General features: G+C 58.5%; 18 protein-coding genes and 1 tRNA gene. 8 read left to right on the top strand and 11 right to left on the bottom strand.

From position 1 onward, the window contains the following. From USG84_RS02620 to rutA, 5 genes are read right to left on the bottom strand one after another with little or no spacing between them, the layout of a single operon-like run. Positions 1-591 carry a malonic semialdehyde reductase gene (locus USG84_RS02620; RefSeq protein WP_151412865.1) on the bottom strand — a complete coding sequence of 197 codons (591 nt, stop codon included), beginning with the start codon at positions 589-591 and terminating at the stop codon, positions 1-3. Positions 592-600: 9 nt separating this feature from the next. Next, a complete protein-coding gene (rutD, locus tag USG84_RS02625) occupies positions 601-1,401 on the bottom strand; it encodes a pyrimidine utilization protein D (RefSeq protein WP_061098622.1) in 801 nt (266 codons plus the stop codon). A gap of 7 nt (positions 1,402-1,408) precedes the next feature. Next, positions 1,409-1,795 (bottom strand): pyrimidine utilization protein C, encoded by a 387-nt coding sequence (rutC, locus tag USG84_RS02630; protein ID WP_061098621.1) that lies wholly within the window; start codon positions 1,793-1,795, stop codon positions 1,409-1,411. Between the two features lie 11 nt (positions 1,796-1,806). Next, positions 1,807-2,496 (bottom strand): pyrimidine utilization protein B, encoded by a 690-nt coding sequence (gene rutB / locus USG84_RS02635; RefSeq protein ID WP_253541494.1) that lies wholly within the window; start codon positions 2,494-2,496, stop codon positions 1,807-1,809. Beyond that, positions 2,496-3,587: a pyrimidine utilization protein A gene (gene rutA, locus USG84_RS02640; RefSeq protein WP_253541497.1), complete on the bottom strand. Its 1,092-nt coding sequence runs from the start codon at positions 3,585-3,587 to the stop codon at positions 2,496-2,498. Before rutA ends, rutB begins: the two co-directional genes overlap by 1 nt. A 245-nt stretch (positions 3,588-3,832) precedes the next feature. On the opposite strand from rutA, the gene rutR reads away from it, so the two are divergent. After that, positions 3,833-4,471: an HTH-type transcriptional regulator RutR gene (gene rutR / locus USG84_RS02645; protein ID WP_151413161.1), complete on the top strand. Its 639-nt coding sequence runs from the start codon at positions 3,833-3,835 to the stop codon at positions 4,469-4,471. 71 nt (positions 4,472-4,542) lie between these two features. On the opposite strand, the gene USG84_RS02650 is transcribed toward rutR, so the two are convergent. Both USG84_RS02650 and putA read right to left on the bottom strand, forming a co-directional pair. Further along, positions 4,543-4,932, bottom strand: coding sequence for a lysozyme inhibitor LprI family protein (locus USG84_RS02650; protein ID WP_253541501.1), 390 nt, complete (start codon positions 4,930-4,932; stop codon positions 4,543-4,545). A gap of 51 nt (positions 4,933-4,983) precedes the next feature. Continuing rightward, a complete protein-coding gene (putA, locus tag USG84_RS02655) occupies positions 4,984-8,946 on the bottom strand; it encodes a trifunctional transcriptional regulator/proline dehydrogenase/L-glutamate gamma-semialdehyde dehydrogenase (RefSeq protein WP_320738150.1) in 3,963 nt (1,320 codons plus the stop codon). Positions 8,947-9,368: 422 nt separating this feature from the next. Between putA and putP the strand changes: the two genes are divergently transcribed. Then, the gene (putP, locus tag USG84_RS02660) at positions 9,369-10,877 is read left to right on the top strand and encodes a sodium/proline symporter PutP (protein ID WP_061098616.1); all 1,509 of its coding nucleotides are present in this window, start codon (positions 9,369-9,371) and stop codon (positions 10,875-10,877) included. Positions 10,878-10,955: 78 nt separating this feature from the next. Further along, positions 10,956-11,375, top strand: a complete 420-nt coding sequence (locus USG84_RS02665) for a DUF3574 domain-containing protein (RefSeq protein WP_151413163.1) — start codon at positions 10,956-10,958, stop codon at positions 11,373-11,375. A 43-nt stretch (positions 11,376-11,418) separates the two neighbouring features. Here the strand turns inward: USG84_RS02665 and USG84_RS02670 are convergent, their stop codons facing one another. Next, positions 11,419-12,603, bottom strand: coding sequence for a NupC/NupG family nucleoside CNT transporter (locus USG84_RS02670; protein ID WP_045261666.1), 1,185 nt, complete (start codon positions 12,601-12,603; stop codon positions 11,419-11,421). A gap of 251 nt (positions 12,604-12,854) precedes the next feature. On the opposite strand from USG84_RS02670, the gene efeU reads away from it, so the two are divergent. The 5 genes from efeU (at position 12,855) to USG84_RS02695 (ending at position 19,309) form a co-directional block, all read left to right on the top strand. Further along, positions 12,855-13,688: an iron uptake transporter permease EfeU gene (gene efeU / locus USG84_RS02675; protein WP_151413164.1), complete on the top strand. Its 834-nt coding sequence runs from the start codon at positions 12,855-12,857 to the stop codon at positions 13,686-13,688. A gap of 40 nt (positions 13,689-13,728) precedes the next feature. After that, positions 13,729-14,856, top strand: a complete 1,128-nt coding sequence (gene efeO / locus USG84_RS02680; protein ID WP_151413165.1) for an iron uptake system protein EfeO — start codon at positions 13,729-13,731, stop codon at positions 14,854-14,856. A 5-nt stretch (positions 14,857-14,861) separates the two neighbouring features. Continuing rightward, positions 14,862-16,145 carry an iron uptake transporter deferrochelatase/peroxidase subunit gene (gene efeB / locus USG84_RS02685; protein ID WP_320738151.1) on the top strand — a complete coding sequence of 428 codons (1,284 nt, stop codon included), beginning with the start codon at positions 14,862-14,864 and terminating at the stop codon, positions 16,143-16,145. A 499-nt stretch (positions 16,146-16,644) separates the two neighbouring features. Next, the gene (gene phoH, locus USG84_RS02690; protein WP_173647354.1) at positions 16,645-17,436 is read left to right on the top strand and encodes a phosphate starvation-inducible protein PhoH; all 792 of its coding nucleotides are present in this window, start codon (positions 16,645-16,647) and stop codon (positions 17,434-17,436) included. 367 nt (positions 17,437-17,803) lie between these two features. Beyond that, the gene (locus USG84_RS02695; RefSeq protein WP_061098610.1) at positions 17,804-19,309 is read left to right on the top strand and encodes an alanine/glycine:cation symporter family protein; all 1,506 of its coding nucleotides are present in this window, start codon (positions 17,804-17,806) and stop codon (positions 19,307-19,309) included. Between the two features lie 241 nt (positions 19,310-19,550). Here USG84_RS02695 and USG84_RS02700 read toward each other — a convergent pair. From USG84_RS02700 to USG84_RS02710, 3 genes are all read right to left on the bottom strand, one after another. Beyond that, positions 19,551-19,638: transfer RNA gene (locus tag USG84_RS02700), tRNA-Ser, on the bottom strand. A 137-nt stretch (positions 19,639-19,775) separates the two neighbouring features. Continuing rightward, entirely contained in the window at positions 19,776-20,453 is a 678-nt protein-coding gene (locus USG84_RS02705) for an isochorismatase family protein (RefSeq protein ID WP_320738152.1), read from the bottom strand. A gap of 20 nt (positions 20,454-20,473) precedes the next feature. Further along, positions 20,474-21,334, bottom strand: coding sequence for a pirin family protein (locus USG84_RS02710; protein WP_320738153.1), 861 nt, complete (start codon positions 21,332-21,334; stop codon positions 20,474-20,476). Positions 21,335-21,394: the final 60 nt, after the last annotated feature.

Here is a 21,394-nt window from a genome sequence, read left to right on the forward strand (position 1 = left end):
TTACGCCAGCCCGCAGGCATCGTCGAAGGTCAGGCGCGGCAGGCGCCCGTAAAGTTTGCGCGTATCGCCATAGCCAATGTTGATCAGCAGGTTGCTTTTAAGCGTTGTGCCGGTGAAAAAGGCCTCGTCGACCTTTTGTCGGTCAAAGCCCGACATCGGCCCGGTATCCAGCCCGAGCGCGCGACAGGCGAAAATCAGGTAGGCGGCCTGCATTGAGCTGTTGCGAAAGGCCGTCTCTTCCGCCAGCGCGGGGCTTGCGGTAAACCAGCTCTTTGCATCGCCGTGCGGGAACAGCTCGGGCAGGCGCTCGAAGAATTCCCCGTCCCAGGCGACAATCGCCGTGACCGGGGCGGTAAGCGTTTTCTCGAGGTTGCCGCTGGAGAGCGCCGGGCGCAGCTTCTCTTTTCCCTCTGCGCTTCGCACAAACACAATCCGCGCCGGGGAGCAGTTGGCGGAGGTCGGCCCCCATTTCATCAGGTTGTAGATCTCGCGCAGCGTCTCGTCGCTGACCGGCATATCCAGCCAGCCGTTGTGGGTGCGGGCGCCGGTGAACAGCGTTTCCAGCGCGGCGGGCGTAATGGCTTCGCTCATTAAAGCTCCTTATAAAGCGGGTTCAGGGCTGTGCAGCAGGCTGGCGAGCCCGTTCAGCAGCAGGGTGTTAAAGGTGTCCGGCTCGGTGACGTTGCAGGCATGCCCGCCCTGGCGCATGACCGTTTTGTGGGCGTGCGGGAGGGCGGCGTGCAGTTCAGCGGAACAGACGGACGGCACCAGCACGTCGTCGGCGGAACAGATAATCTGAACCGGGCAGCGAATGCGTGCGGCCTGGCGGCGGAAGTCGGCTTTTTTCAGGGCGCAGAGCCTGCGCAGCAGGTTGGTTTTGCCCTGGAAATGGGCCAGCGCCAGCGCTTCTTCGGCCTCCAGACGCGGCGCGCGGGCGGCCATCCAGTCTGCCGGGTAGAGAAACAGCGGCTGCGCCTCGACCCACGCCTGCGCGCCGCCGGAATGGAGCAGCCGCTCGCGAACGTCAAAACAGCGCCGGGTGTGGGCATTGAGGGTCAGCCAGCCGTTGACGCACACCAGCGCGGTGAGGGCGTCGGGCCTGTCGAGAGCCAGCTGCAGGCCGACCAGCGCGCCGAGCGCGTGCCCGACGACGCTGTAGCGCGCAATGCCTGCGTCAGCCAGCGCCTGGGCGAGCTCGTCTGCCATCTGCGCAAGGCTGTAACCCTCCGGTAGGGTGTCGGGGTTATTGCCCGTTCCCCGCTGGTCATAGCACACCACCTGATACTCCGGCTCCAGCGCGGCCTGCTGGGGCAGCCAGTAGCTGCCGCTGCCGCCGAGACCGGAAATAAAGACCACCACGGGCGCACCCTCGTACGGCGGCGGCGAGACGGAAAGTTTCATGCCTGCCTCACTTCGCAACGTGCGCAACGGTGGCGATCTCAACCAGCGCGTCCGGTTTTACCAGCCCGCACTGAATGCAGAACCGCGCCGGTTTATCGCCGGGGAAGAACTCGGCGTAGATTTCGTTAATCGCGGCGTAGTTTTTCCAGTCGGTGATAAAGATGCTGTTGAAGGTCACGTCCTCCATGGTGCCACCTGCCGTTTCGATGACGGTTTTGATCGTCTCCAGCACGTGGCGGGTTTGCGCCTTTGGGTCGTTGATAAACACCACGTTGTTGTCTTTATCAAACGGCAGCGTGCCGGAGACATACACCACGCCGTCGGCGAGGGTGCCGGGAACAAACGGGGCAATGGGCGTGCTGGTACCCGGCGGAATAATCACGGATTTCGGCATCAGGCGTCTCCTCAGGCGATACGGGCGAGCGGCGGGGTCAGGGCGTCGCAGAAATCGGCAACGTTACTGACCCAGCCAAAAAAGGTTTCGATATTGAACAGGGCGGCTTTCTGGGCGAACTCCGGCCCGGCCTGATGGGTCGCGTCCTCCAGCACCACGCCGAAATACTCAAGGAAAAAGCCGTCGCGCAGGGTCGACTCCACGCAGACGTTGGTGGCAATGCCGGTGAAGACCAGATGTCGAATGCCCCGGCTGCGCAGCAGGCTGTCGAGCGGGGTATTGAAAAAGCCGCTGTAGCGCGGTTTCGGCAGGACGATATCGCCCGCCTGCGGCACCAGCTCGTCCACCAGCTGATAGTCCCAGCCGCCTTTGGCCAGCAGCTTGCCCTGCAGGTCTGGGTTCTTACGCATGGTTTTCAGGGCGTTGGACTTGTGGAAGTTGGGCGAGCCGGGGCCGCCTGCCTCAACGTACTGGTCGTCCCAGCCGTTCTGGAACCAGATGATGAGCATCCCGGCGGCGCGCGCGGCGGCGACGGCGGTTTTGATGTTCTCGATCACAGGCCTTGTGGCGGAGACGTCGAACCCCGCCAGATCCAGATAGCCGCCCTTGCTGGCGTAGGCGTTTTGCATGTCCACCACGATCAGCGCGCTCTGCTGCGGCGCAAAGGTGATGGCTTCCGGGCGAGCGTTTAAGGTCGTCATTACGCCACCTCCTTCGTGACGGCAGGAATATGGGCGCGGCACTGCATCAGAGGCTGGATGCGCTCGCCGAAGGTTTCCACGCCGGTGAGGAAATCATCGAAGGTCAGCAGGACGCCCTCCGCGCCGGGTACGGCCGCCACTTCGTCGAGCATTCTGGCGACGCTGGCGTACGAGCCAACCAGCGTGCCCATATTGATATTGACGGCGGAGGTCGGGTCGGCCATCTGGCGCACGTTGGTGTCTGCGCCGGAACGGGTGTCTTTCTGGCTCTGCTCGGTAAGCCAGCTCAGGGCTTCGTCGTCAGCGCCGTCCTTATATCGCTCCCATTTAGCGCGTGCGGCGTCGTCGGTTTCGTCGGCAATCACCATAAACAGCACGTAGGAGCCCACGTCGCGCCCGGTCTTGTCGGCGGCCTCTTTCATCCGCGCGGCGGTTGGGGCGAAGGCGGCAGGGGTATTAACGCCTTTGCCGAAGCAGAAGTTGAAGTCGGCGTATTTGGCGGAGAATTCCATCCCCGCGTCGCTCTGCCCGGCGCAAATCACCTTCATCGGCACAGACGGCTGCGGGCTGACGCGGCAGTCGTTCATGGTGAAGAAGTCGCCTTTGAAGTCGCTTTTGCCGGTGCCCCACAGGTCGCGCAGCACCTGCACGTATTCGGTCAGGTAGTCGTAGCGGCGGGAGAAATAATCGTCGCCCGGCCAGAGCCCCATCTGCTCGTACTCCGGTTTTTGCCAGCCGGTGACCAGGTTAACGCCGAAGCGCCCGCCGGAGATGGAGTCGATAGTGGAGGCCATGCGCGCCACGATCGCGGGCGGCAGGGTAAGGGTGGCCGCGGTGGCGTAGATCTGGATCCGCGAGGTGACCGCCGCCAGCCCGGCCATCAGGGTGAAGGACTCCAGGTTGTGATCCCAGAATTCAGTTTTGCCGCCAAAGCCGCGCAGCTTGATCATCGAAAGCGCAAAGTCGAAATGGTATTGCTCCGCTTTTTGCACGATGGCTTTATTCAGCTCAAAGGTCGGCATGTATTGCGGTGCAGTGGTCGAGATAAGCCAGCCGTTGTTGCCGATGGGTACAAATACGCCAATTTTCATCACGAACCTCTCTTCATTACGTAGCAGGTGTAACGGTGGTTGTGCAAAGGCAATGCCAGTTTTGAAAATGGCTGTGTTATTAATGTGTTAATCAGAGGTTGGGGAATTGATTCCACTAAATGTGGACTAAATGGTCAAAAACATTGCACAGAAAACAGGCACTCATGCGCGATGGGAGTGCAGAATGTCGTGGCGAGACGGGGGTTTTGCTATGCTGAGGGCAACGCAGAATAAGGAGAGCGGGAATGACACAAGGCGCAGTGAAAACACCAGGTAAACGTTCGCAGGCGGTGAGCGCCAAGAAGCAGGCGATCCTCAGCGCCGCGCTGGAGACCTTTTCACAGTTTGGCATTCACGGCACGCGCCTGGAACAGGTGGCGGAGCAGTCCGGGGTATCCAAAACTAATCTGCTCTACTATTACCCGTCGAAAGAGGCGCTCTATGTGGCGGTGATGCAGCAGATCCTCGATATCTGGCTGGCGCCGCTTAAGGCGTTCCGCGAAGAGCTGGCCCCGCTGGTGGCTATAGAGGAGTACATTCGCCTGAAGCTGGAGGTGTCACGCGATTACCCGCAGGCATCAAGGCTGTTTTGTCTTGAGATGCTGCAGGGCGCGCCGCTGCTGCAGGCAGAATTAACCGGAGATTTAAAGCAGCTGGTTGACGATAAGTCGGCGATTATCGCCGGATGGGTTGCCAGCGGAAAGCTGGCCCCGGTCGACCCGCAGCACCTGATATTTATGATCTGGGCCGCTACCCAGCATTACGCTGACTTTGCGGCCCAGGTCGAGGCGGTGACCGGAAAAACGCTCCAGGACGAGGCGTTTTTCCACAGTACCCTGCAAAACGTGCAGCGGATGATTATTGAAGGGATCCGCGTGCGCTAGTTCCCCCTCACCCTAACCCTCTCCCCGGAGGGGCGAGGGGACTGTTCTGTGCGGACTTTTCGCCCTCGTCCCTATGGGGAGAGGGGACAGCTTAGGTCGCCCTCTTCACACTGCATCAGCGAGGACAGAAACGCTTCGCGCTCCACGGTTTTCTCCGCCAGGCACTGATTCACAATCATGGGCTGAACGCTGCCGCCCTCCGTACCCGAACCGATAAACGCGCAGTCCGCGTCGCGCAGGGCAATCCACGCCTGCTGCGCCTTTTTCAGCAGGTCGCGCTGGGGAGCCGCGGAACGCTTAATGGCGGCCTGATAGGTCTGGTTGAGCTTTTTATCGGCAGCCTGGTACTGCTGCGCGCTACAGGTGTTCATTTCAAGCTGGGTGGTCGCTTTGTCGCACTCGTTGGCCAGCGCGCTGGCGCTGAACAGCAGTGCCGCACCGGCGATAAGATATCGTTTCATATACTCCCCAATAAAATAAGGCTCCGTCTCCGGAGCCTTATTAGCACAGCGTTAGCCGATTGTCATCAGGCTGGCGTTACCGCCCGCCGCCGCGGTGTTGACGCTGAGCGAGCGCTCCACGTACAGGCGCTCCAGCAGCAGGTTGGTTTCCCCGCGCGCGAAGCCCTGCACCGAAACAATCGCCCCGCTGCGGGCCGCCACCTGCTCGCAGAGCTCGCGCAGCTGGTCGGAATCACCGTGGTAAATCACCGCATCAAACGGCTGGGTCAGCAGGGCATCGGCCTTCGCAAAGCGAATGCGGGCCGAGACCGCTTTCGGCAGCTGCTTGGCGAGATCGCGATGCAGCGCATCTTCCGGCCACAGCACTTCGCAGCCGGTAGCCATCGCCGCGGCCAGCTGCACCAGCGCGTCCTGCTCGTTATCCGCCACGCACAGCACGCGCTCGCGCGGCATCAGCGTCCAGGTGTTGCGCTCGCCGGTTGGCCCCGGCAGCAGGCGCTGCGTGCCCGCCTGAGCCAGCTCGCCGTACTGCCGGGCAACCGCACGCAGTTCCGGGCGATTTTCAGCCCACTTAACGAGCGCCTCCAGCGGCTGCGTCAGCACGGTTTTCACCTGGGTATCTACCGGATAACTTGCGTCCTGGCGCGCCAGCGTCACGCCCAGCGCGTTTTCCGGACGGTTCGCCAGCAGGCGGTACAGGTAGAGCGGGCCGCCCGCTTTCGGGCCGGTGCCGGAGAGGCCTTCGCCGCCGAACGGCTGCACGCCCACGACCGCGCCAACCATGTTGCGGTTGACGTACAGGTTGCCAACTTTGGCCGTGCCGGTGACCTGCGCAATGGTTTCGTCGATACGGGTATGCACGCCGAGCGTCAGGCCGTAGCCGGAGGCGTTGATCTGGTCGATAAGCTCGTTGAGGTTGTTACGGCTGTAGCGCACCACGTGCAGCACCGGGCCGAAGACCTCTTTTTTCAGCTCGTCGAAGCTTGCCAGCTCGATAAGCGTCGGCGGCACGAAGGTACCGGACTGCCACTCGCGGGCATCTTCGCTGTTCTCGCGCACCGCCTGGAACACCGGACGGCCTTTGGCGCGCATGGCCTGAATGTGGTTTTCAATGTTGGCTTTGGCCTCCGCGTCGATCACCGGCCCGATGTCGGTGGTGAGACGGCCCGGGTTGCCCATGCGGCATTCCGCCATCGCGCCGCGCAGCATCTTCAGCGTGTGGTCCGCCACGTCGTCCTGCAGGCACAGCACGCGCAGAGCGGAGCAGCGCTGACCGGCGCTGTCGAAGGCGGAGGCCAGCACGTCGACCACCACCTGCTCGGTGAGCGCGGAGGAGTCAACGATCATGGCGTTCATCCCGCCGGTTTCGGCGATGAGCGGCGTAGGGCGGCCCTGCGCATCCAGACGGGTGGCAATGTTACGCTGCAGCAGAGAGGCCACTTCGGTGGAGCCGGTAAACATCACGCCGCGCACGCGGTTATCGGAGGTCAGCTTCGCGCCGACGGTTTCACCGCGGCCCGGCAGCAGCTGGACCACGCCCGCAGGTACGCCTGCTTCCAGAAGAATGTTGATGCCCTGGGCGGCAATCAGCGGGGTCTGCTCTGCCGGCTTGGCCAGCACGCTGTTGCCTGCGGCAAGGGCGGCGGCAATCTGGCCGGTGAAGATCGCCAGCGGGAAGTTCCACGGGCTGATACAGACCACCGGACCGAGCGGACGGTGCGTTTCGTTGTCGAAATCATCGCGCACCTGACCGGCGTAGTAGTGCAGGAAGTCGACGGCCTCGCGCACTTCGGCGATGGCGTTGCTGAAGGTTTTACCCGCTTCGCGCACCAGAATGCCGATGAGCGACTGCATCTGATCTTCCATCAGCACCGCGGCGCGTTCCAGAATCGCGGCGCGCTCCTGCGGCGGCGTGGCGAACCAGATTGGCGCGTTGTTCACCGCGCTCTCCAGCGCCTGGTCCACTTCCGCTTCGGTTGCTTCACGCGCGTAGCCGACGATGTCCTTCGGCTCTGCCGGGTTGATCACCGGCTGCATGTCGCCATCCTCGACGGCCTGCTCAAGGATCGGTTTGGCCTGCCACTTCTGCAACGCGCTGTTGAGCAGGGCAGAGGAGAGGGAGGCCAGACGGTGTTCGTTGGCGAGATCCAGACCCGCCGAGTTGACGCGGCCCTCGCCGTACAGCTCGCGCGGCAGGGCAATCTTCGGATGCGGCAGGCCAATCTGGCCTTCCTGCGCGGCCATCTTCTCTACGGCCTGAACCGGATCGGCCACCAGCTCGTCCAGCGGCAGGGTGGTGTCGGCGATGCGGTTAACGAAGGAGGTGTTCGCACCGTTTTCCAGCAGGCGACGCACCAGGTACGCCAGCAGGGTTTCGTGGGTGCCCACCGGGGCATAGATGCGGCACGGACGGTTCAGCTTGCCGTCGGCTACTTTACCGGTTACCTGTTCGTACAGCGGTTCGCCCATGCCGTGCAGGCACTGGAACTCGTACTGGCCCGGATAGTAGTTCTGCCCGGCCAGGCTGTAGATCGCCGCCAGGGTATGGGCGTTGTGGGTCGCGAACTGCGGATAAATCAGGTTCGGCACGCCGAGCAGCTTTTTCGCGCAGGCGAGGTAAGAGACGTCGGTGTAAACCTTGCGGGTATAGACCGGATAGCCTTCCAGGCCTTCCATCTGGGCGCGTTTGATTTCGCTGTCCCAGTAGGCGCCCTTCACCAGGCGGATCATCAGGCGACGGCGGCTGCGGCTGGCCAGGTCAATCAGGTAGTCAATGACGAACGGGCAGCGCTTCTGGTAGGCCTGGATGACGAATCCAATCCCGTTCCAGCCCGCCAGCTCCGGCTCGAAGCACAGTTTTTCCAGCAGATCGAGGGAGATCTCCAGACGGTCGGCCTCTTCGGCGTCGATGTTGATGCCGATGTCATACTGGCGCGCCAGCAGGGTCAGGGACTTCAGGCGCGGATAGAGCTCTTCCATCACCCGGTCGTACTGCGCGCGGCTGTAGCGCGGGTGCAGGGCGGAGAGCTTAATAGAGATGCCAGGGCCTTCATAAATACCGCGACCGTTGGACGCTTTACCGATGGCGTGGATCGCCTGCTGGTAAGAGACCATGTAGGCCTGCGCGTCGGCGGCGGTGAGCGCCGCTTCGCCCAGCATGTCGTACGAGTAGCGGAAACCTTTATCTTCCAGCTTGCGGGCGTTCGCCAGCGCTTCGGCAATGGTTTCCCCGGTGACGAACTGCTCGCCCATCAGGCGCATCGCCATGTCCACGCCCTTACGGATCAGCGGCTCACCGCTCTTGCCGATGATGCGGTTCAGAGAGCGTGACAGGTTGGCTTCGTTATGGGTGGAGACCAGCTTGCCGGTAAACAGCAGGCCCCAGGTGGCGGCGTTGACGAACAGTGACGGGCTGCGGCCAATGTGGGAGTGCCAGTTGCCGTTGCTGATCTTGTCGCGGATCAGCGCGTCGCGGGTGGCTTTATCCGGAATACGCAGCAGCGCTTCCGCCAGGCACATCAGCGCCACGCCCTCCTGTGAGGAGAGGGAGAACTCCTGCAGCAGGCCCTGAACCATCCCGGCGCGGCCGGTAGCGGTTTTCTGGTTGCGCAGCTTGTCGGCTAACTGATACGCCAGGCTGTGCGCCTGGGCGGCAATGGCTTCCGGCAGGCGGGCCTGCTCCAGCAGCATCGGCACGGCGTCGGTTTCGGCGCGGCGGTACGCCCCGGTAATGGCGGCGCGGCTGACGGACTGCGGCAGGATCTGCTCGGCAAATTCGAGGAACGGCTGGTGGTTCTCTTCCACCGCCGTCGCGGCGTCGTCGCTTTCGTTTGCTGCGCCCGCCAGCAGGGCAGGCAGTTCCGGCAGGCCTTCTTCGCTCTCCAGCCTTTCCAGATAGTTAAAAATCGCCTGCTTGATTAACCAGTGCGGTGTGCGGTCAATGCGGGTTGCTGCGGTTTTAATCCGTTCGCGGGTCGCGTCATCCAGCTTAACCCCCATGGTGGTCATCCCCATGCCAAAACTCCTGTTGTTCTGTAATAGCGTTCTGTTGATAGCGTGAAATATCCACCATGTTGCAACTTTGTGCAACCGTGTTAAATGTGACCTGGTTTGCAAGCTGGAAAATGAATGGATTGTTAACGATTAGTTAGCTGGGAAAAAGAACTGCCTGCTGTTTCTGAACCCAGTTTTTATGCGGTGCTTAACACTTTTTAAAGGTGCAACCCGCAAAAGCGTGAGCGAGTGCAACCTATAGGAAACTCGTATCAAACCGGGGATGAATTTGATGTAAATGCAGTGTTAAATCGTTTGTCAGCGGGATGCGCATACGGCAGGATAGCGCGCCCAACGGAAACACATACACACATCACTACGTTCCGGTGATGACATAACAAGGCAGCCCGGACGGCTGTCGCTCGACATTTTGGAGAATTTGAATGGCAATTAGCACACCGATGCTGGTGACATTTCTCGTTTATATTTTTGGCATGATCCTGATAGGGTTTTTGGCATGGCGTTCGACAAAGAACTTTGACGACTACATTCTGGGCGGCCGCAGCTTAGGCCCGATGGTTACCGCGCTCTCTGCGGGCGCATCCGACATGAGCGGCTGGCTGCTGATGGGGCTGCCGGGCGCGATTTTCATCTCTGGTATTTCCGAAAGCTGGATCGCCATCGGCCTGACCGTCGGCGCGTGGATCAACTGGAAGCTGGTGGCAGGCCGTCTGCGCGTGCACACCGAAGCCAACAACAACGCCCTGACGCTCCCGGACTACTTCACCGGACGCTTTGAGGATAACAGCCGTATTTTGCGCATTATCTCCGCGGTGGTGATCCTGCTGTTCTTCACCATCTACTGCGCCTCCGGCATCGTGGCGGGTGCGCGCCTGTTCGAAAGCACCTTCGGCATGAGCTATGAAACCGCCCTGTGGGCCGGTGCCGCGGCAACCATCCTCTATACCTTCGTGGGCGGGTTCCTGGCGGTAAGCTGGACCGACACCGTGCAGGCGAGCCTGATGATCTTCGCCCTGATCCTGACCCCGGTGATTGTGATTTTCACCGTCGGCGGCTTTGGCGAATCGCTGGAAGTGATCAAGCAGAAGAGCATTGAAAACGTCGACATGCTGAAGGGGCTGAACTTCGTGGCCATCGTCTCCCTGATGGGCTGGGGCCTGGGCTACTTTGGTCAGCCACATATCCTGGCGCGCTTTATGGCGGCGGATTCTCACCACACCATCGTTCACGCGCGTCGCATCAGCATGACGTGGATGATCCTGTGTCTGGCGGGCGCGTGCGCGGTCGGCTTCTTCGGTATCGCCTACTTCAACAACAACCCAGCGCAGGCGGGCGCGGTGAACCAGAACGCCGAGCGCGTGTTCATCGAGCTGGCGCAGGTGCTGTTTAACCCGTGGATTGCCGGTATCCTGCTCTCTGCGATCCTGGCGGCGGTGATGTCTACCCTGAGCTGCCAGCTGCTGGTTTGCTCCAGCGCGATCACCGAAGACCTCTACAAGGCCTTCCTGCGTAAAGACGCGAGCCAGAAAGAGCTGGTATGGGTAGGGCGCTTTATGGTGCTGGTGGTGGCGCTGGTGGCGATTGCGCTGGCGGCCAACCCGGAAAACCGCGTGCTGGGTCTCGTGAGCTACGCGTGGGCGGGCTTTGGTGCGGCGTTTGGTCCGGTGGTGCTGTTCTCCGTGCTGTGGTCACGCATGACCCGCAACGGCGCGCTGGCGGGGATGATCATCGGTGCGGTGACCGTCATCGTCTGGAAGCAGTTCGCGTGGCTGGGCCTGTACGAGATCATTCCGGGCTTCATCTTCGGCAGCATCGGTATTGTGGTGTTCAGCCTGCTGGGTAAAGCCCCGTCTGCCTCTATGCAGAAGCGCTTTGCGGAAGCGGACGCGCATTACCACACTGCGCCGCCGACTAAGCTTCAGGCAGAATAAAAATATACCCACCCCCTCACCCTAACCCTCTCCCCATAGGGGAGAGGGGATAGACCGTTCACCAGTTCGAGATGAAAAATGATGATTAAAACAGGGTTAATGGTGGCAGCATTAGTGATGCTGGCAGGCTGCGCTGCTCCCACGCAGCGCGCGGCGGTGGAGACCTGCAAAGCGGATAACCAGATGCAGCAAACCACGCTCTATTTCGGCTTAAATCGCCCGGCAGGGGCGCAGATTACCGGTAGCGAGTGGCAGCAGTTTGTTGACCAGGACGTGACGCCGCGCTTTCGCGATGGCTTAACGGTATTTGATGCGCGCGGGCAGTGGCTGGGTAACGATGGAAAAGTGGCGCGTGAGCCCAGCAAGGCGCTGATGCTGATCCACGGGAAAGACGCGCAGAGTGAAACAAATATCGAAGCGTTGCGCGGGATTTATAAATCACGCTTCGCGCAGGAGTCGGTGATGCGCGTCGACCAGCCGGTGTGCGTGCAGTTTTAATAAAAACGGCGGGAAATCCCGCCGTTATTTGTAACAAAGCAATTTACAACACTAATCCCGCAAAGCTCGCCGACAGCAGGCTCACCAGCGTCGCACCGTACACCAGGCGCAGACCAAACCGCGATACCACGTTGCCCTGCTGCTCGTTCAGCCCCTTAATCGCCCCGGCGACGATGCCGATGGAGGCGAAGTTGGCGAACGATACCAGGAAGACGGACAAAATACCCAGCCCGCGCGGTGACATTTCATGGGCAATTTTTTGCAGCTCAATCATCGCTACAAATTCATTTGCCACCAGCTTGGTTGCCATAATGCTGCCCGCGTTTAGCGCATCGCTCAGCGGAATCCCGATAAGCCACGCCAGCGGATAAAACACGTAGCCCAGGATCTGCTGGAAGCTCATGCCGAATACGCTGGAGAAGAGGGCGTTAACGGCGCTGATGAGGGCGATAAAGCCAATCAGCATCGCCAGAATAATCATCGCCACCTTAAAACCGGCCAGAATATACTCGCCCAGCATTTCAAAGAAGCTCTGGGATTCGTGCAGCTTTTCCAGCTTGATATCCGGCTCGGCTTCCGGACGCACCGGGTTAATGACCGAGAGAATAATAAAGGTGCTGAACATGTTCAGGATTAGCGCGGCAACGACAAATTTGGCGTCGAGCATGGTCATATAGGCGCCGACAATCGACAGGGATACCGTCGACATCGCGGTTGCGGCCATGGTGAACAGACGACGCGAGGAGAGATCTCCCAGCACGCCTTTATAGGCAATGAAGTTTTCCGACTGGCCGAGGATCAGCGAGCTCACCGCGTTGAACGATTCCAGCTTGCCCATGCCGTTCAGCTTTGACAGCAGCGTTCCAATAATCCGAATAAAAATCGGCAGGATACGCCAGTGCTGGAGAATACCAATCAATGCGGAAATAAAAATAATCGGACACAGTACGCCGAGGAAAATAAACGCCAGCCCTTTTTCACCCATTCCGCCAAAGACGAAATTCGTTCCTTCCGAGGCAAATTTCAGCAGTGACTCAAAGAAGCCGGAAACGTATTTAATCAGGAATAGCCCGCTTTCGGCGTGCAGGAAAAAGAACGCCAGAGCAATTTCAATAACAATCAGCTGGAAAACATAACGAATGCGAATTTTTCGGCGGTCGAAACTCACCAGCCAGGCAAGCGCAAGAATAATCACCAGCGCCAGCAGGAAATGGACAATCTTAAACATGGGTTATTTTCGGTTGGTTTTTGAGGCGGATATTTAGCCACAGCGCTGGTTAACCGTAAATGGGCATTTTTATTATAACTTATAAACTTAACGGTAACGCCAGCAACTATTAACAGGCTTTGCGTTTACAACTCGTCATCAAATCACCACACATTTCGCTTGTGTTTCCCTTCGCCGTAATGATAATCACTATCACAAGAATTTACCTTTCTTTGCATCAGTTGACCGCGATAAACATTTAAGGTGTCGGCATGTTTGTTCCATTTCTCATTATGTTACGTGAAGGCCTTGAAGCGGCCCTGATTGTCAGCCTTATCGCCAGCTATCTGAAGCGCACCCAGCGCGGGCGCTGGATTGGCGTAATGTGGGTTGGCGTCATCCTTGCCGCGGCGCTTTGCCTGGGCTTAGGTATCCTCATCAATGAAACCACCGGCGAATTCCCGCAGAAAGAACAAGAGCTGTTTGAGGGTATCGTCGCCGTGATTGCGGTGTTCATCCTGACGTGGATGGTCTTCTGGATGCGCAAAGTTTCCCGCAACGTGAAGGTGCAGCTGGAGCAGGCGGTGGATAACGCCCTGCAGAAGGGGAATAACCACGGCTGGGCGCTGATTATGATGGTCTTTTTCGCCGTGGCGCGCGAGGGGCTGGAATCGGTCTTCTTCCTGCTGGCGGCATTCCAGCAGGACGTGGGCATCTGGCCGCCGCTGGGCGCTATGCTCGGTCTGGCAACGGCGGTGATGCTGGGCTTTCTGCTCTACTGGGGCGGCATTCGCCTCAACCTGGGCGCCTTCTTTAAGTGGACCAGCCTGTTCATTCTGCTGGTGGCCGCGGGGCTGGCGGCAGGAGCGATCCGCGCCTTCCACGAGGCGGGCCTGTGGAACCACTTTCAGGACGTGGCGTTCGATCTCAGCAACGTTCTCTCCACCCATTCACTGACCGGCACCCTGCTCGAAGGCATCTTCGGCTACCAGGAAACGCCGAGCGTCAGCGAAGTGGCGATGTACTTTATCTATCTGGTTCCGGCGCTGGTGCTGTTCGCAATGCCGCCGCGTACCGGTTCGCAGGCGTCGCGCGTTGCGCCGTAATTATTGTTTTAGTTACAACATACTTTTTAAGGGAAGAGTCATGGCAATTCAGTTTCGTCGTAGTGCATTGTGCGCAGGCATTGCCGCGCTGTTCGCTTCTGCATTCGCCGCGCAGGCTGCGGATATTCCGCAGGTGAAAGTCACCGTTAACGATAAGCAGTGCGAGCCGATGACCATCACGGTTAACAGCGGTAAAACCCAGTTTATCATCCAGAACCACAGCCAGAAGGCGCTGGAGTGGGAGATCCTCAAAGGCGTGATGGTGGTGGAAGAGCGCGAGAACATCGCCCCGGGCTTCAGCCAGAAGATGACCGCCAACCTGCAGCCGGGTGAATACGACATGACCTGCGGCCTGCTGACCAACCCTAAAGGCAAGCTGATCGTCAAAGGTGCAGCGACGGCGGACGCGGCCAAAGGCGAGTCCCTGCTGAGCCTGGGCGACGCCATTACCGCCTATAAAGCCTACGTCACCAAAGAGACGGCGGACCTGGTCACGGGCACCAAAGCCTTCACCGACGCGGTGAAAGCGGGCGATATCGAAAAAGCGAAATCCCTGTACGCGCCAACCCGTCAGCACTACGAGCGCATCGAGCCGATTGCCGAGCTGTTCTCTGACCTCGACGGCAGCATTGATGCCCGCGAAGACGACTACGAGCAGAAGGCCGCCGATCCGAAATTCACCGGCTTCCACCGTCTGGAAAAAGCCCTGTTTGGCGATAACTCCACCAAAGGAATGGAGAAATACGCCGATCAGCTGAACGCCGACGTGCTGGAGCTGCAAAAGCGCATCAGCGAGCTGGCCTTCCCGCCGTCAAAAGTGGTGGGCGGCGCGGCGGGGCTGATTGAAGAAGTGGCCGCGAGCAAAATCAGCGGTGAAGAAGATCGCTACAGCCATACCGACCTGTGGGACTTCCAGGCCAACGTCGACGGCGCGCAGAAGATTGTCGATCTGCTGCGTCCTCAGCTGCAAAAAGAGAACGGCGAACTGCTGGCAAAAGTGGATGCCAACTTCAAAAAGGTCGACACCATCCTGGCGAAGTACCGCACCAAAGACGGGTTCGAAACCTACGACAAGCTGACCGACGCTGACCGTAACGCGCTGAAAGGCCCGATTACGACGCTGGCGGAAGATCTCTCCCTGCTGCGCGGCGTACTGGGTCTGGACTAAGCACGATGAACAAGCATGACGAATTCGACGTGGCGGAACCTTCCCGACGTCGTTTGTTGAAAGGGGTAGGGGCGCTGGGCGGCGCGCTTGCCCTGGCGGGCGGCTGCCCGGTGGCGCACGCGGCAAAACCGCAAAGCGCGCCCGGCACGCTGTCGCCGGATGCCCGCATGGAGACCCAGCCGTTTTACGGCGCGCACCAGGCGGGTATTCTGACGCCGCAGCAGGCTTCCATGATGCTGGTGGCCTTTGATTCGCTGGCCAGCGATAAGGCGGATCTGGAGCGTCTGTTCCGCCTGCTGACGGCGCGCATCGCGTTTCTGACCGCGGGCGGGCCGGCGCCGGAGACGCCGAACCCGCGCCTGCCGCCGATGGATTCCGGTATCCTCGGGGCGTTTATCGCGCCGGATAACCTGACTATTACCGTGTCGGTAGGGGAGTCGCTGTTCGATGACCGCTACGGCCTGGCAAAACAGAAGCCGAAAGCGCTGCAGAAGATGACGCGCTTCCCGAATGACTCCCTCGACGCGGCGCTGTGCCACGGCGATCTGCTCCTGCAGATTTGTGCCAATACTCAGGACACGGTGATCCACGCCCTGCGCGATATCATTAAGCACACGCCGGATCTGCTTAGCGTGCGCTGGAAGCGGGAAGGGTTTATCTCTGACCACGCCGCCCGCAGCAAAGGCAAAGAGACGCCGGTTAACCTGCTGGGCTTTAAGGACGGTACGGCCAACCCGGACAGCAGCGATGCGGCGCTGATGAAAGACGTGGTGTGGGTGACGGCAGATCAGGGCGAACCGGCGTGGGCGGTGGGCGGCAGCTACCAGGCGGTGCGCATTATCCAGTTCCACGTGGAGTTCTGGGACCGCACGCCGCTGAAAGAGCAGCAGACGATTTTTGGCCGCGACAAGCAGAGCGGGGCGCCGCTGGGCATGAAGCACGAGCATGATGTGCCGGACTACGCGAGCGATCCGGATGGCGACGTCATCGCGCTCGACAGCCATATTCGCCTTGCCAACCCGCGCACCAAAGAGACGCAGTCCAGCCTGATGATGCGCCGTGGCTACAGCTATTCGCTGGGCGTGACCAACTCCGGGCAGCTTGATATGGGGCTGCTGTTCGTCTGCTATCAGCACGATCTGGAGAAAGGCTTCCTGACCGTGCAGAAGCGGTTAAACGGCGAAGCGCTGGAAGAGTACATTAAGCCCATCGGCGGCGGCTATTTCTTTGCTCTGCCCGGCGCGCGCGATGCTGGCGCGTATCTCGCACAGGGTCTGATTGAAGCCTGATAATCGTCCCTGCGATAGTTCGCGGGGACATTATTTTTTCATATGACTATCTTATTGTTATATTTCTGTAATATTCATATATAAGACTGATTCCGCTGCAGGAACAGTCTTAAAAGTTGCATTCAGGTAAAATAAATGTTGCATTTATGATAACTCCTGATGTACTTAAGATAAGACAGCGGTAGTTCCCGGCAGTGATGCTGAATCACTATGGAGATCGCGAATGGTTGCGTCCTGTACTGGACAAGGTAAACATAACAACCGCAGCACCCGGCGCGGAGGCTCAGACTCCGGCAGCGATTTCCTCACCACTAAATTCTCCCCCACACCTCAAGAATCTGATTCGACCGACGTGCAGACCGGTGCGCGTAGCCGTTCCGTATCGTCATCTGATAAAGCAAGCAATGGCTTACAAGGAAGCCAACCCTCTGATGTTCGTGCGCATAATCGTGCCAAAGCTGGCGCGTGTGATGAATACCAACAACTCAAGGTGCTATCCATGGGAAGACAAAAAGCAGTGATCAAAGCTCGTCGCGAAGCAAAACGTGTGCTGAGACGGGACTCACGTAGCCATAAACAGCGTGAAGAAGAATCGGTCACCTCGCTTGTGCAGATGAGTGGCGTAGAAGCAATTGGCATGGCCAGAGACAGCCGTGATAATTCTCCAATTGTGGCGCGCAATGAGGCTCAGGCGCACTACCTGAATGCTATCGAGAGTAAACAGCTCATCTTTGCAACCGGTGAAGCCGGATGCGGGAAAACCTGGATCAGTGCGGCCAAAGCGGCGGAAGCGCTGATCCATAAGGACGTGGAGCGCATTATTGTTACTCGTCCGGTACTGCAGGCGGATGAAGATCTCGGCTTCCTGCCCGGGGATATTTCGGAGAAGTTTGCTCCGTACTTCAGGCCCGTCTATGACGTGCTGGTGAAGCGACTGGGTGCATCCTTTATGCAGTACTGCCTGCGACCAGAGATTGGCAAGGTGGAAATCGCGCCGTTCGCCTATATGCGCGGACGTACATTTGAAAATGCGGTCGTCATTCTTGACGAGGCTCAGAACGTGACCGCTGCGCAAATGAAGATGTTTTTAACGCGCCTCGGGGAGAACGTGACGGTTATCGTTAACGGCGATATTACCCAGTGTGACCTGCCGTCGGGCGTGAAGTCCGGCCTCAGCGATGCCATGTCACGTTTTGAGGAAGATGAGATGATTGGGGTGGTACGTTTCACCAAAGAGGACTGCGTGCGTTCAGCGCTGTGTCAACGGACGCTGGAAGTGTATTCCGATTAAGATCATTCTTTTTAAGCCATTTCTTCCCGGCGTCATGCCGGGAAGCATCATTTATTATTTGCATACCTCACCTGTTATTCATAATTAATCATTTCGATTATTTATTTATATTCGGCTGGTTTTTATTTGAGCGGTAGAAGTGTGACATGTGTTTATAATACCCACAAAATATCTATGAATATAATGATCGCGCTAATTGTTAGTTAAAAATTAAACGTGAATGTTGTCACAGATCATTACTACGAAGTAAAAATTAAGTTGGTGTCTGCAGGGGAGTTATCTATGTTTCGTACTTGTTCGAACAAAATTCTAAGAAGAAACACAACAGGGGATCCGTTCCCCCGAAACATCACGCTGAGGGTCATACATGAACGAACTGGTTGGTGCTATTAATGGTGTAATCTGGAGCCCTGCGTTAATATTTTTATGTCTGGGTGTTGGCCTCTATTTCTCACTGCGTAGTCGCTTTCTGCAATTACGTCATATCAAACATATGATTACCCTGATGTTCCAGGGGCGTCCTACCGATGCAGGCGTATCGTCGTTTCAGGCGCTGACGATGACGCTGGCAGGCCGCGTGGGGACAGGGAATATCGCCGGTGTGGCCACGGCAATTACCTTTGGCGGGCCGGGGGCGCTTTTCTGGATGTGGATAGTGGCGTTTTTGGGTGCCAGCTCAGCGTTTGTTGAATCCACTCTCGGTCAGGTTTATAAAGAAAAAATAAACGGTGAATATCGCGGTGGCCCTGCCTTTTATATTGAAAAAGGTTTAGGCGTGAAGTGGTATGCCTGGTTATTTGCCATTGTGACTATTTTCTCCTGCGGGTTATTACTTCCGGGCGTACAGGCAAACTCGATTGGTGCGAGCCTGGATATTGCCTTTGGTCTGAGCCCGAACGTCACGGCGGCATTACTTGCCGTGCTGTTAAGTTTTATTATTTTCGGCGGCGTGAAAAGGATCGCCAGCTTTAGCAGTATGGTGGTTCCATTTATGGCGCTGGGCTATATTATTGTCGCCTGCGTGATTATCGCCATTAATATTAACCAGCTCCCTTCGGTTATTCTGCTGATCTGGAAAAGCGCGTTCGGCCTGGAAGCGGGCTTTGGCGCCATCCTCGGCCAGGCGATTATGTGGGGCGTTAAGCGCGGCGTCTATTCTAACGAAGCGGCGCAGGGGACCGGGCCGCATGCGTCATCCGCGGCGGCGGTAAGCCATCCGGTGAAGCAGGGGCTGGTGCAGGCATTCTCGGTCTATATCGACACGCTGTTTGTCTGCTCCGCGACCGGGTTTATGCTGCTGATCACCGGGCTGTATAACGTGCAGGGCGTCGACGGCGCGGCGCTGTATACCGGGATTGCAGGCGTGGCCGCAGGTCCTGGCTACGTGCAGACGGCGATGGAAAGTATGATGCCGGGCTTTGGTAATTACTTTGTTGCCATTGCGCTGTTCTTCTTTGCCTTCACCACGATTATTGCCTACTACTATATAGCCGAAACCAATATCGCCTTTATTAACCGTAAAATTCACCGCCCGTGGCTGACGTTCCTGCTCAAATTATGTCTGATGGCTTCGACGGTATATGGCACGGTTCGTACCGCGGATCTGGCCTGGGGGCTGGGGGATATTGGGGTAGGGCTGATGGCATGGCTCAACATTATTGCCATTGTTCTGCTGCATAAAAAAGCGTTTGCCAGCCTGAAGGATTATGAAACTCAGAATGCTCAGGGGCTGGATCCGCAGTTTGACCCGGTTCGACTGGGGATTAAAAATGCGGACTACTGGCTGGAGGAGCGTAAGGACGAAAATGTTGCTAATCCTGGGCAGGTTTCATCTCCTGAAGGAAAGCAGCCGGCAGGGAAGTTGAATAGCTGAGGAATAGAATAAGAAGGCCCGTGCTTTGACACGGGCTTTTTTTTATAAGTGAGGTGCTGAGTCTGCACCGGGGGGGATTGACTCGCTTCGCTCGCCCTACGGGCAGCCTGTTCGCTTCGCTCTCAGTCTGTCCAACTGGCTGCGCCAGTTGTCGAACCCCGGTCGGGGGTTCTCATCCCCCCTCAGGCGTGCAACATGCGAAAAAAAAGCCCGCATTTTCATGCGAGCTCTTCTTTAAATATGGCGGTGAGGGGGGGATTCGAACCCCCGATACGTTGCCGTATACACACTTTCCAGGCGTGCTCCTTCAGCCACTCGGACACCTCACCATATTGTTTTGCTGCCTGACCGCTTGGGGGGCAACGGGGCGCTACTATAGGGAGTTGCGCGAAAGCGGTCAAGCAGATTTTCTGCATTCCTGCTTGTTCGGTTAAGCCTTAATCAGCTTATGCCGCACGGCGCAGGATTAACGCTGTGAATCGAGCACTTCGCTATTTTTCACCACCTCCTGCGCTTTGCCGTAGCTTTCGATCAGCAGCTGGTAGGCCGGGAAGATGTGGGTGTAGACCTCAGCCCATTCAGCCGCGTCTTCACGGTTCCAGGTTCGCTGGATCTCAGAGGCCACAGCGGCGGTATCCATCGGCACCACGCCTGCCTGAACCACGCGTGCCAGGGTGATCTCCTGCGCCATTTTGCTGTAGGTGCCGGAGGCATCAATTACCGCAAACACTTTATACCCGTCCGCCACCGCGCTGATGGACGGGAAGGCCATGCAGACGCTGGTGATTGTGCCGGCAATAATTAACGTCCTGCGACCGGTGGCTTTTACCGCCGCCACGAATTCCGGGTTATCCCAGGCGTTGATCTCACCTTTGCGGGCCACATACTGCGCGTGCGGCGCGTTGGCGTGGATCTCCGGGATAAGCGGGCCGTTCGGTCCCTGCGGAACGGAGGCCGTGGTGATCACCGGGATCTTCGCCAGCGTGGCGATCTTTGCCAGCGCCGCCGCGCGGGCGCGCAGCTCCGGCATGGGCATGTCGCCGACGGTCTGGAACAGCCCGCTCTGGTGGTCGATAAGCAGCATGATGGCATCATTTACGTCAATGACGGGACGTGCACCGTTGAAGTTTGCAGGGGTAGACATATTGCGCTCCTTAATTACGTTCAGATCTGGCCGAAGCGGCCGGAGTTGAAATCACGAATGGCTTCCGCGATCTCGGTTTTACTGTTCATCACAAACGGGCCGTAGCCCACAATCGGTTCATTCAGCGGCTCGCCGGCCATCAGCAGCACTTTCGCGTCGCTGTTCGCTTCCAGATGCAGCCTGTCGCCGCTCTGACTCAGCACGACCAGCTGCGCTTCACCCGCTGGGGTGGTGCCGTTCACCGTTACGCTGCCCTCCAGTACCACCAGCGCCGTGCTCCAGCCTTCGGGCTGGTCGAGCGTCAGATGGTTGCCCTGGTGCAGCGCCAGATCCCAGACGTTCAGCGGTGAGAAGGTATGGGCCGGGCCCGTCACGTCCTCAAAGCGACCGGCGATGACCCGCAGCGTGCCGCTGTTATCCGGCAGCGCGACCACCGGGATATCCGCTTTGATGATGCTCTGGTAGCCGGGCGTCGCCATTTTGTCTTTGGTAGGCAGGTTGACCCACAGCTGCATCATTTTCAGTTCGCCGCCTTTCTGCGCGAAGGTGCTGGAGTGGAACTCCTCGTGCAGGATGCCTGCACCCGCCGTCATCCACTGCACGTCGCCGGGGCCGATGACGCCGCCTTTGCCCGTGGAGTCGCGGTGCTCCACTTCGCCGGAGTAAACGATGGTCACCGTTTCAAACCCCCGATGAGGATGCTCGCCCACGCCGCGTTTCGCGCCGTCCGCCGGGAAGGTGTACGGTCCTGCGTAGTCCAGCAGCAGGAACGGGCTCAGCGGCTCGCCGTGCGTCTGGTAAGAAAACATTGAACGAACCGGGAAACCGTCACCGACCCAGTGCGGACGAGGTGCGGTATAAACGCCTGTTACGTTTTTCATGATGAACTCCTGATGTTCTGTTGATGCAATTAGCTTATATTCAAGGTTAATATCCCGGTA

The organism is Enterobacter sp. 168J2, from assembly GCF_034107265.1.
GTDB classification, from domain to species: Bacteria; Pseudomonadota; Gammaproteobacteria; order Enterobacterales; family Enterobacteriaceae; genus Enterobacter; species Enterobacter nematophilus.

Bases quoted from the DNA above. Each gene is read 5' to 3' on its own strand.
- USG84_RS02620 (WP_151412865.1), bottom strand. From the start codon at position 591: ATGAGCGAAGCCATTACGCCCGCCGCGCTGGAAACGCTGTTCACCGGC.
- rutD (WP_061098622.1), bottom strand. From the start codon at position 1,401: ATGAAACTTTCCGTCTCGCCGCCGCCGTACGAGGGTGCGCCCGTGGTG.
- rutC (WP_061098621.1), bottom strand. From the start codon at position 1,795: ATGCCGAAATCCGTGATTATTCCGCCGGGTACCAGCACGCCCATTGCC.
- rutB (WP_253541494.1), bottom strand. From the start codon at position 2,496: ATGACGACCTTAAACGCTCGCCCGGAAGCCATCACCTTTGCGCCGCAG.
- rutA (WP_253541497.1), bottom strand. From the start codon at position 3,587: ATGAAAATTGGCGTATTTGTACCCATCGGCAACAACGGCTGGCTTATC.
- rutR (WP_151413161.1), top strand. From the start codon at position 3,833: ATGACACAAGGCGCAGTGAAAACACCAGGTAAACGTTCGCAGGCGGTG.
- USG84_RS02650 (WP_253541501.1), bottom strand. From the start codon at position 4,932: ATGAAACGATATCTTATCGCCGGTGCGGCACTGCTGTTCAGCGCCAGC.
- putA (WP_320738150.1), bottom strand. From the start codon at position 8,946: ATGGGGATGACCACCATGGGGGTTAAGCTGGATGACGCGACCCGCGAA.
- putP (WP_061098616.1), top strand. From the start codon at position 9,369: ATGGCAATTAGCACACCGATGCTGGTGACATTTCTCGTTTATATTTTT.
- USG84_RS02665 (WP_151413163.1), top strand. From the start codon at position 10,956: ATGATGATTAAAACAGGGTTAATGGTGGCAGCATTAGTGATGCTGGCA.
- USG84_RS02670 (WP_045261666.1), bottom strand. From the start codon at position 12,603: ATGTTTAAGATTGTCCATTTCCTGCTGGCGCTGGTGATTATTCTTGCG.
- efeU (WP_151413164.1), top strand. From the start codon at position 12,855: ATGTTTGTTCCATTTCTCATTATGTTACGTGAAGGCCTTGAAGCGGCC.
- efeO (WP_151413165.1), top strand. From the start codon at position 13,729: ATGGCAATTCAGTTTCGTCGTAGTGCATTGTGCGCAGGCATTGCCGCG.
- efeB (WP_320738151.1), top strand. From the start codon at position 14,862: ATGAACAAGCATGACGAATTCGACGTGGCGGAACCTTCCCGACGTCGT.
- phoH (WP_173647354.1), top strand. From the start codon at position 16,645: ATGGGAAGACAAAAAGCAGTGATCAAAGCTCGTCGCGAAGCAAAACGT.
- USG84_RS02695 (WP_061098610.1), top strand. From the start codon at position 17,804: ATGAACGAACTGGTTGGTGCTATTAATGGTGTAATCTGGAGCCCTGCG.
- USG84_RS02705 (WP_320738152.1), bottom strand. From the start codon at position 20,453: ATGTCTACCCCTGCAAACTTCAACGGTGCACGTCCCGTCATTGACGTA.
- USG84_RS02710 (WP_320738153.1), bottom strand. From the start codon at position 21,334: ATGAAAAACGTAACAGGCGTTTATACCGCACCTCGTCCGCACTGGGTC.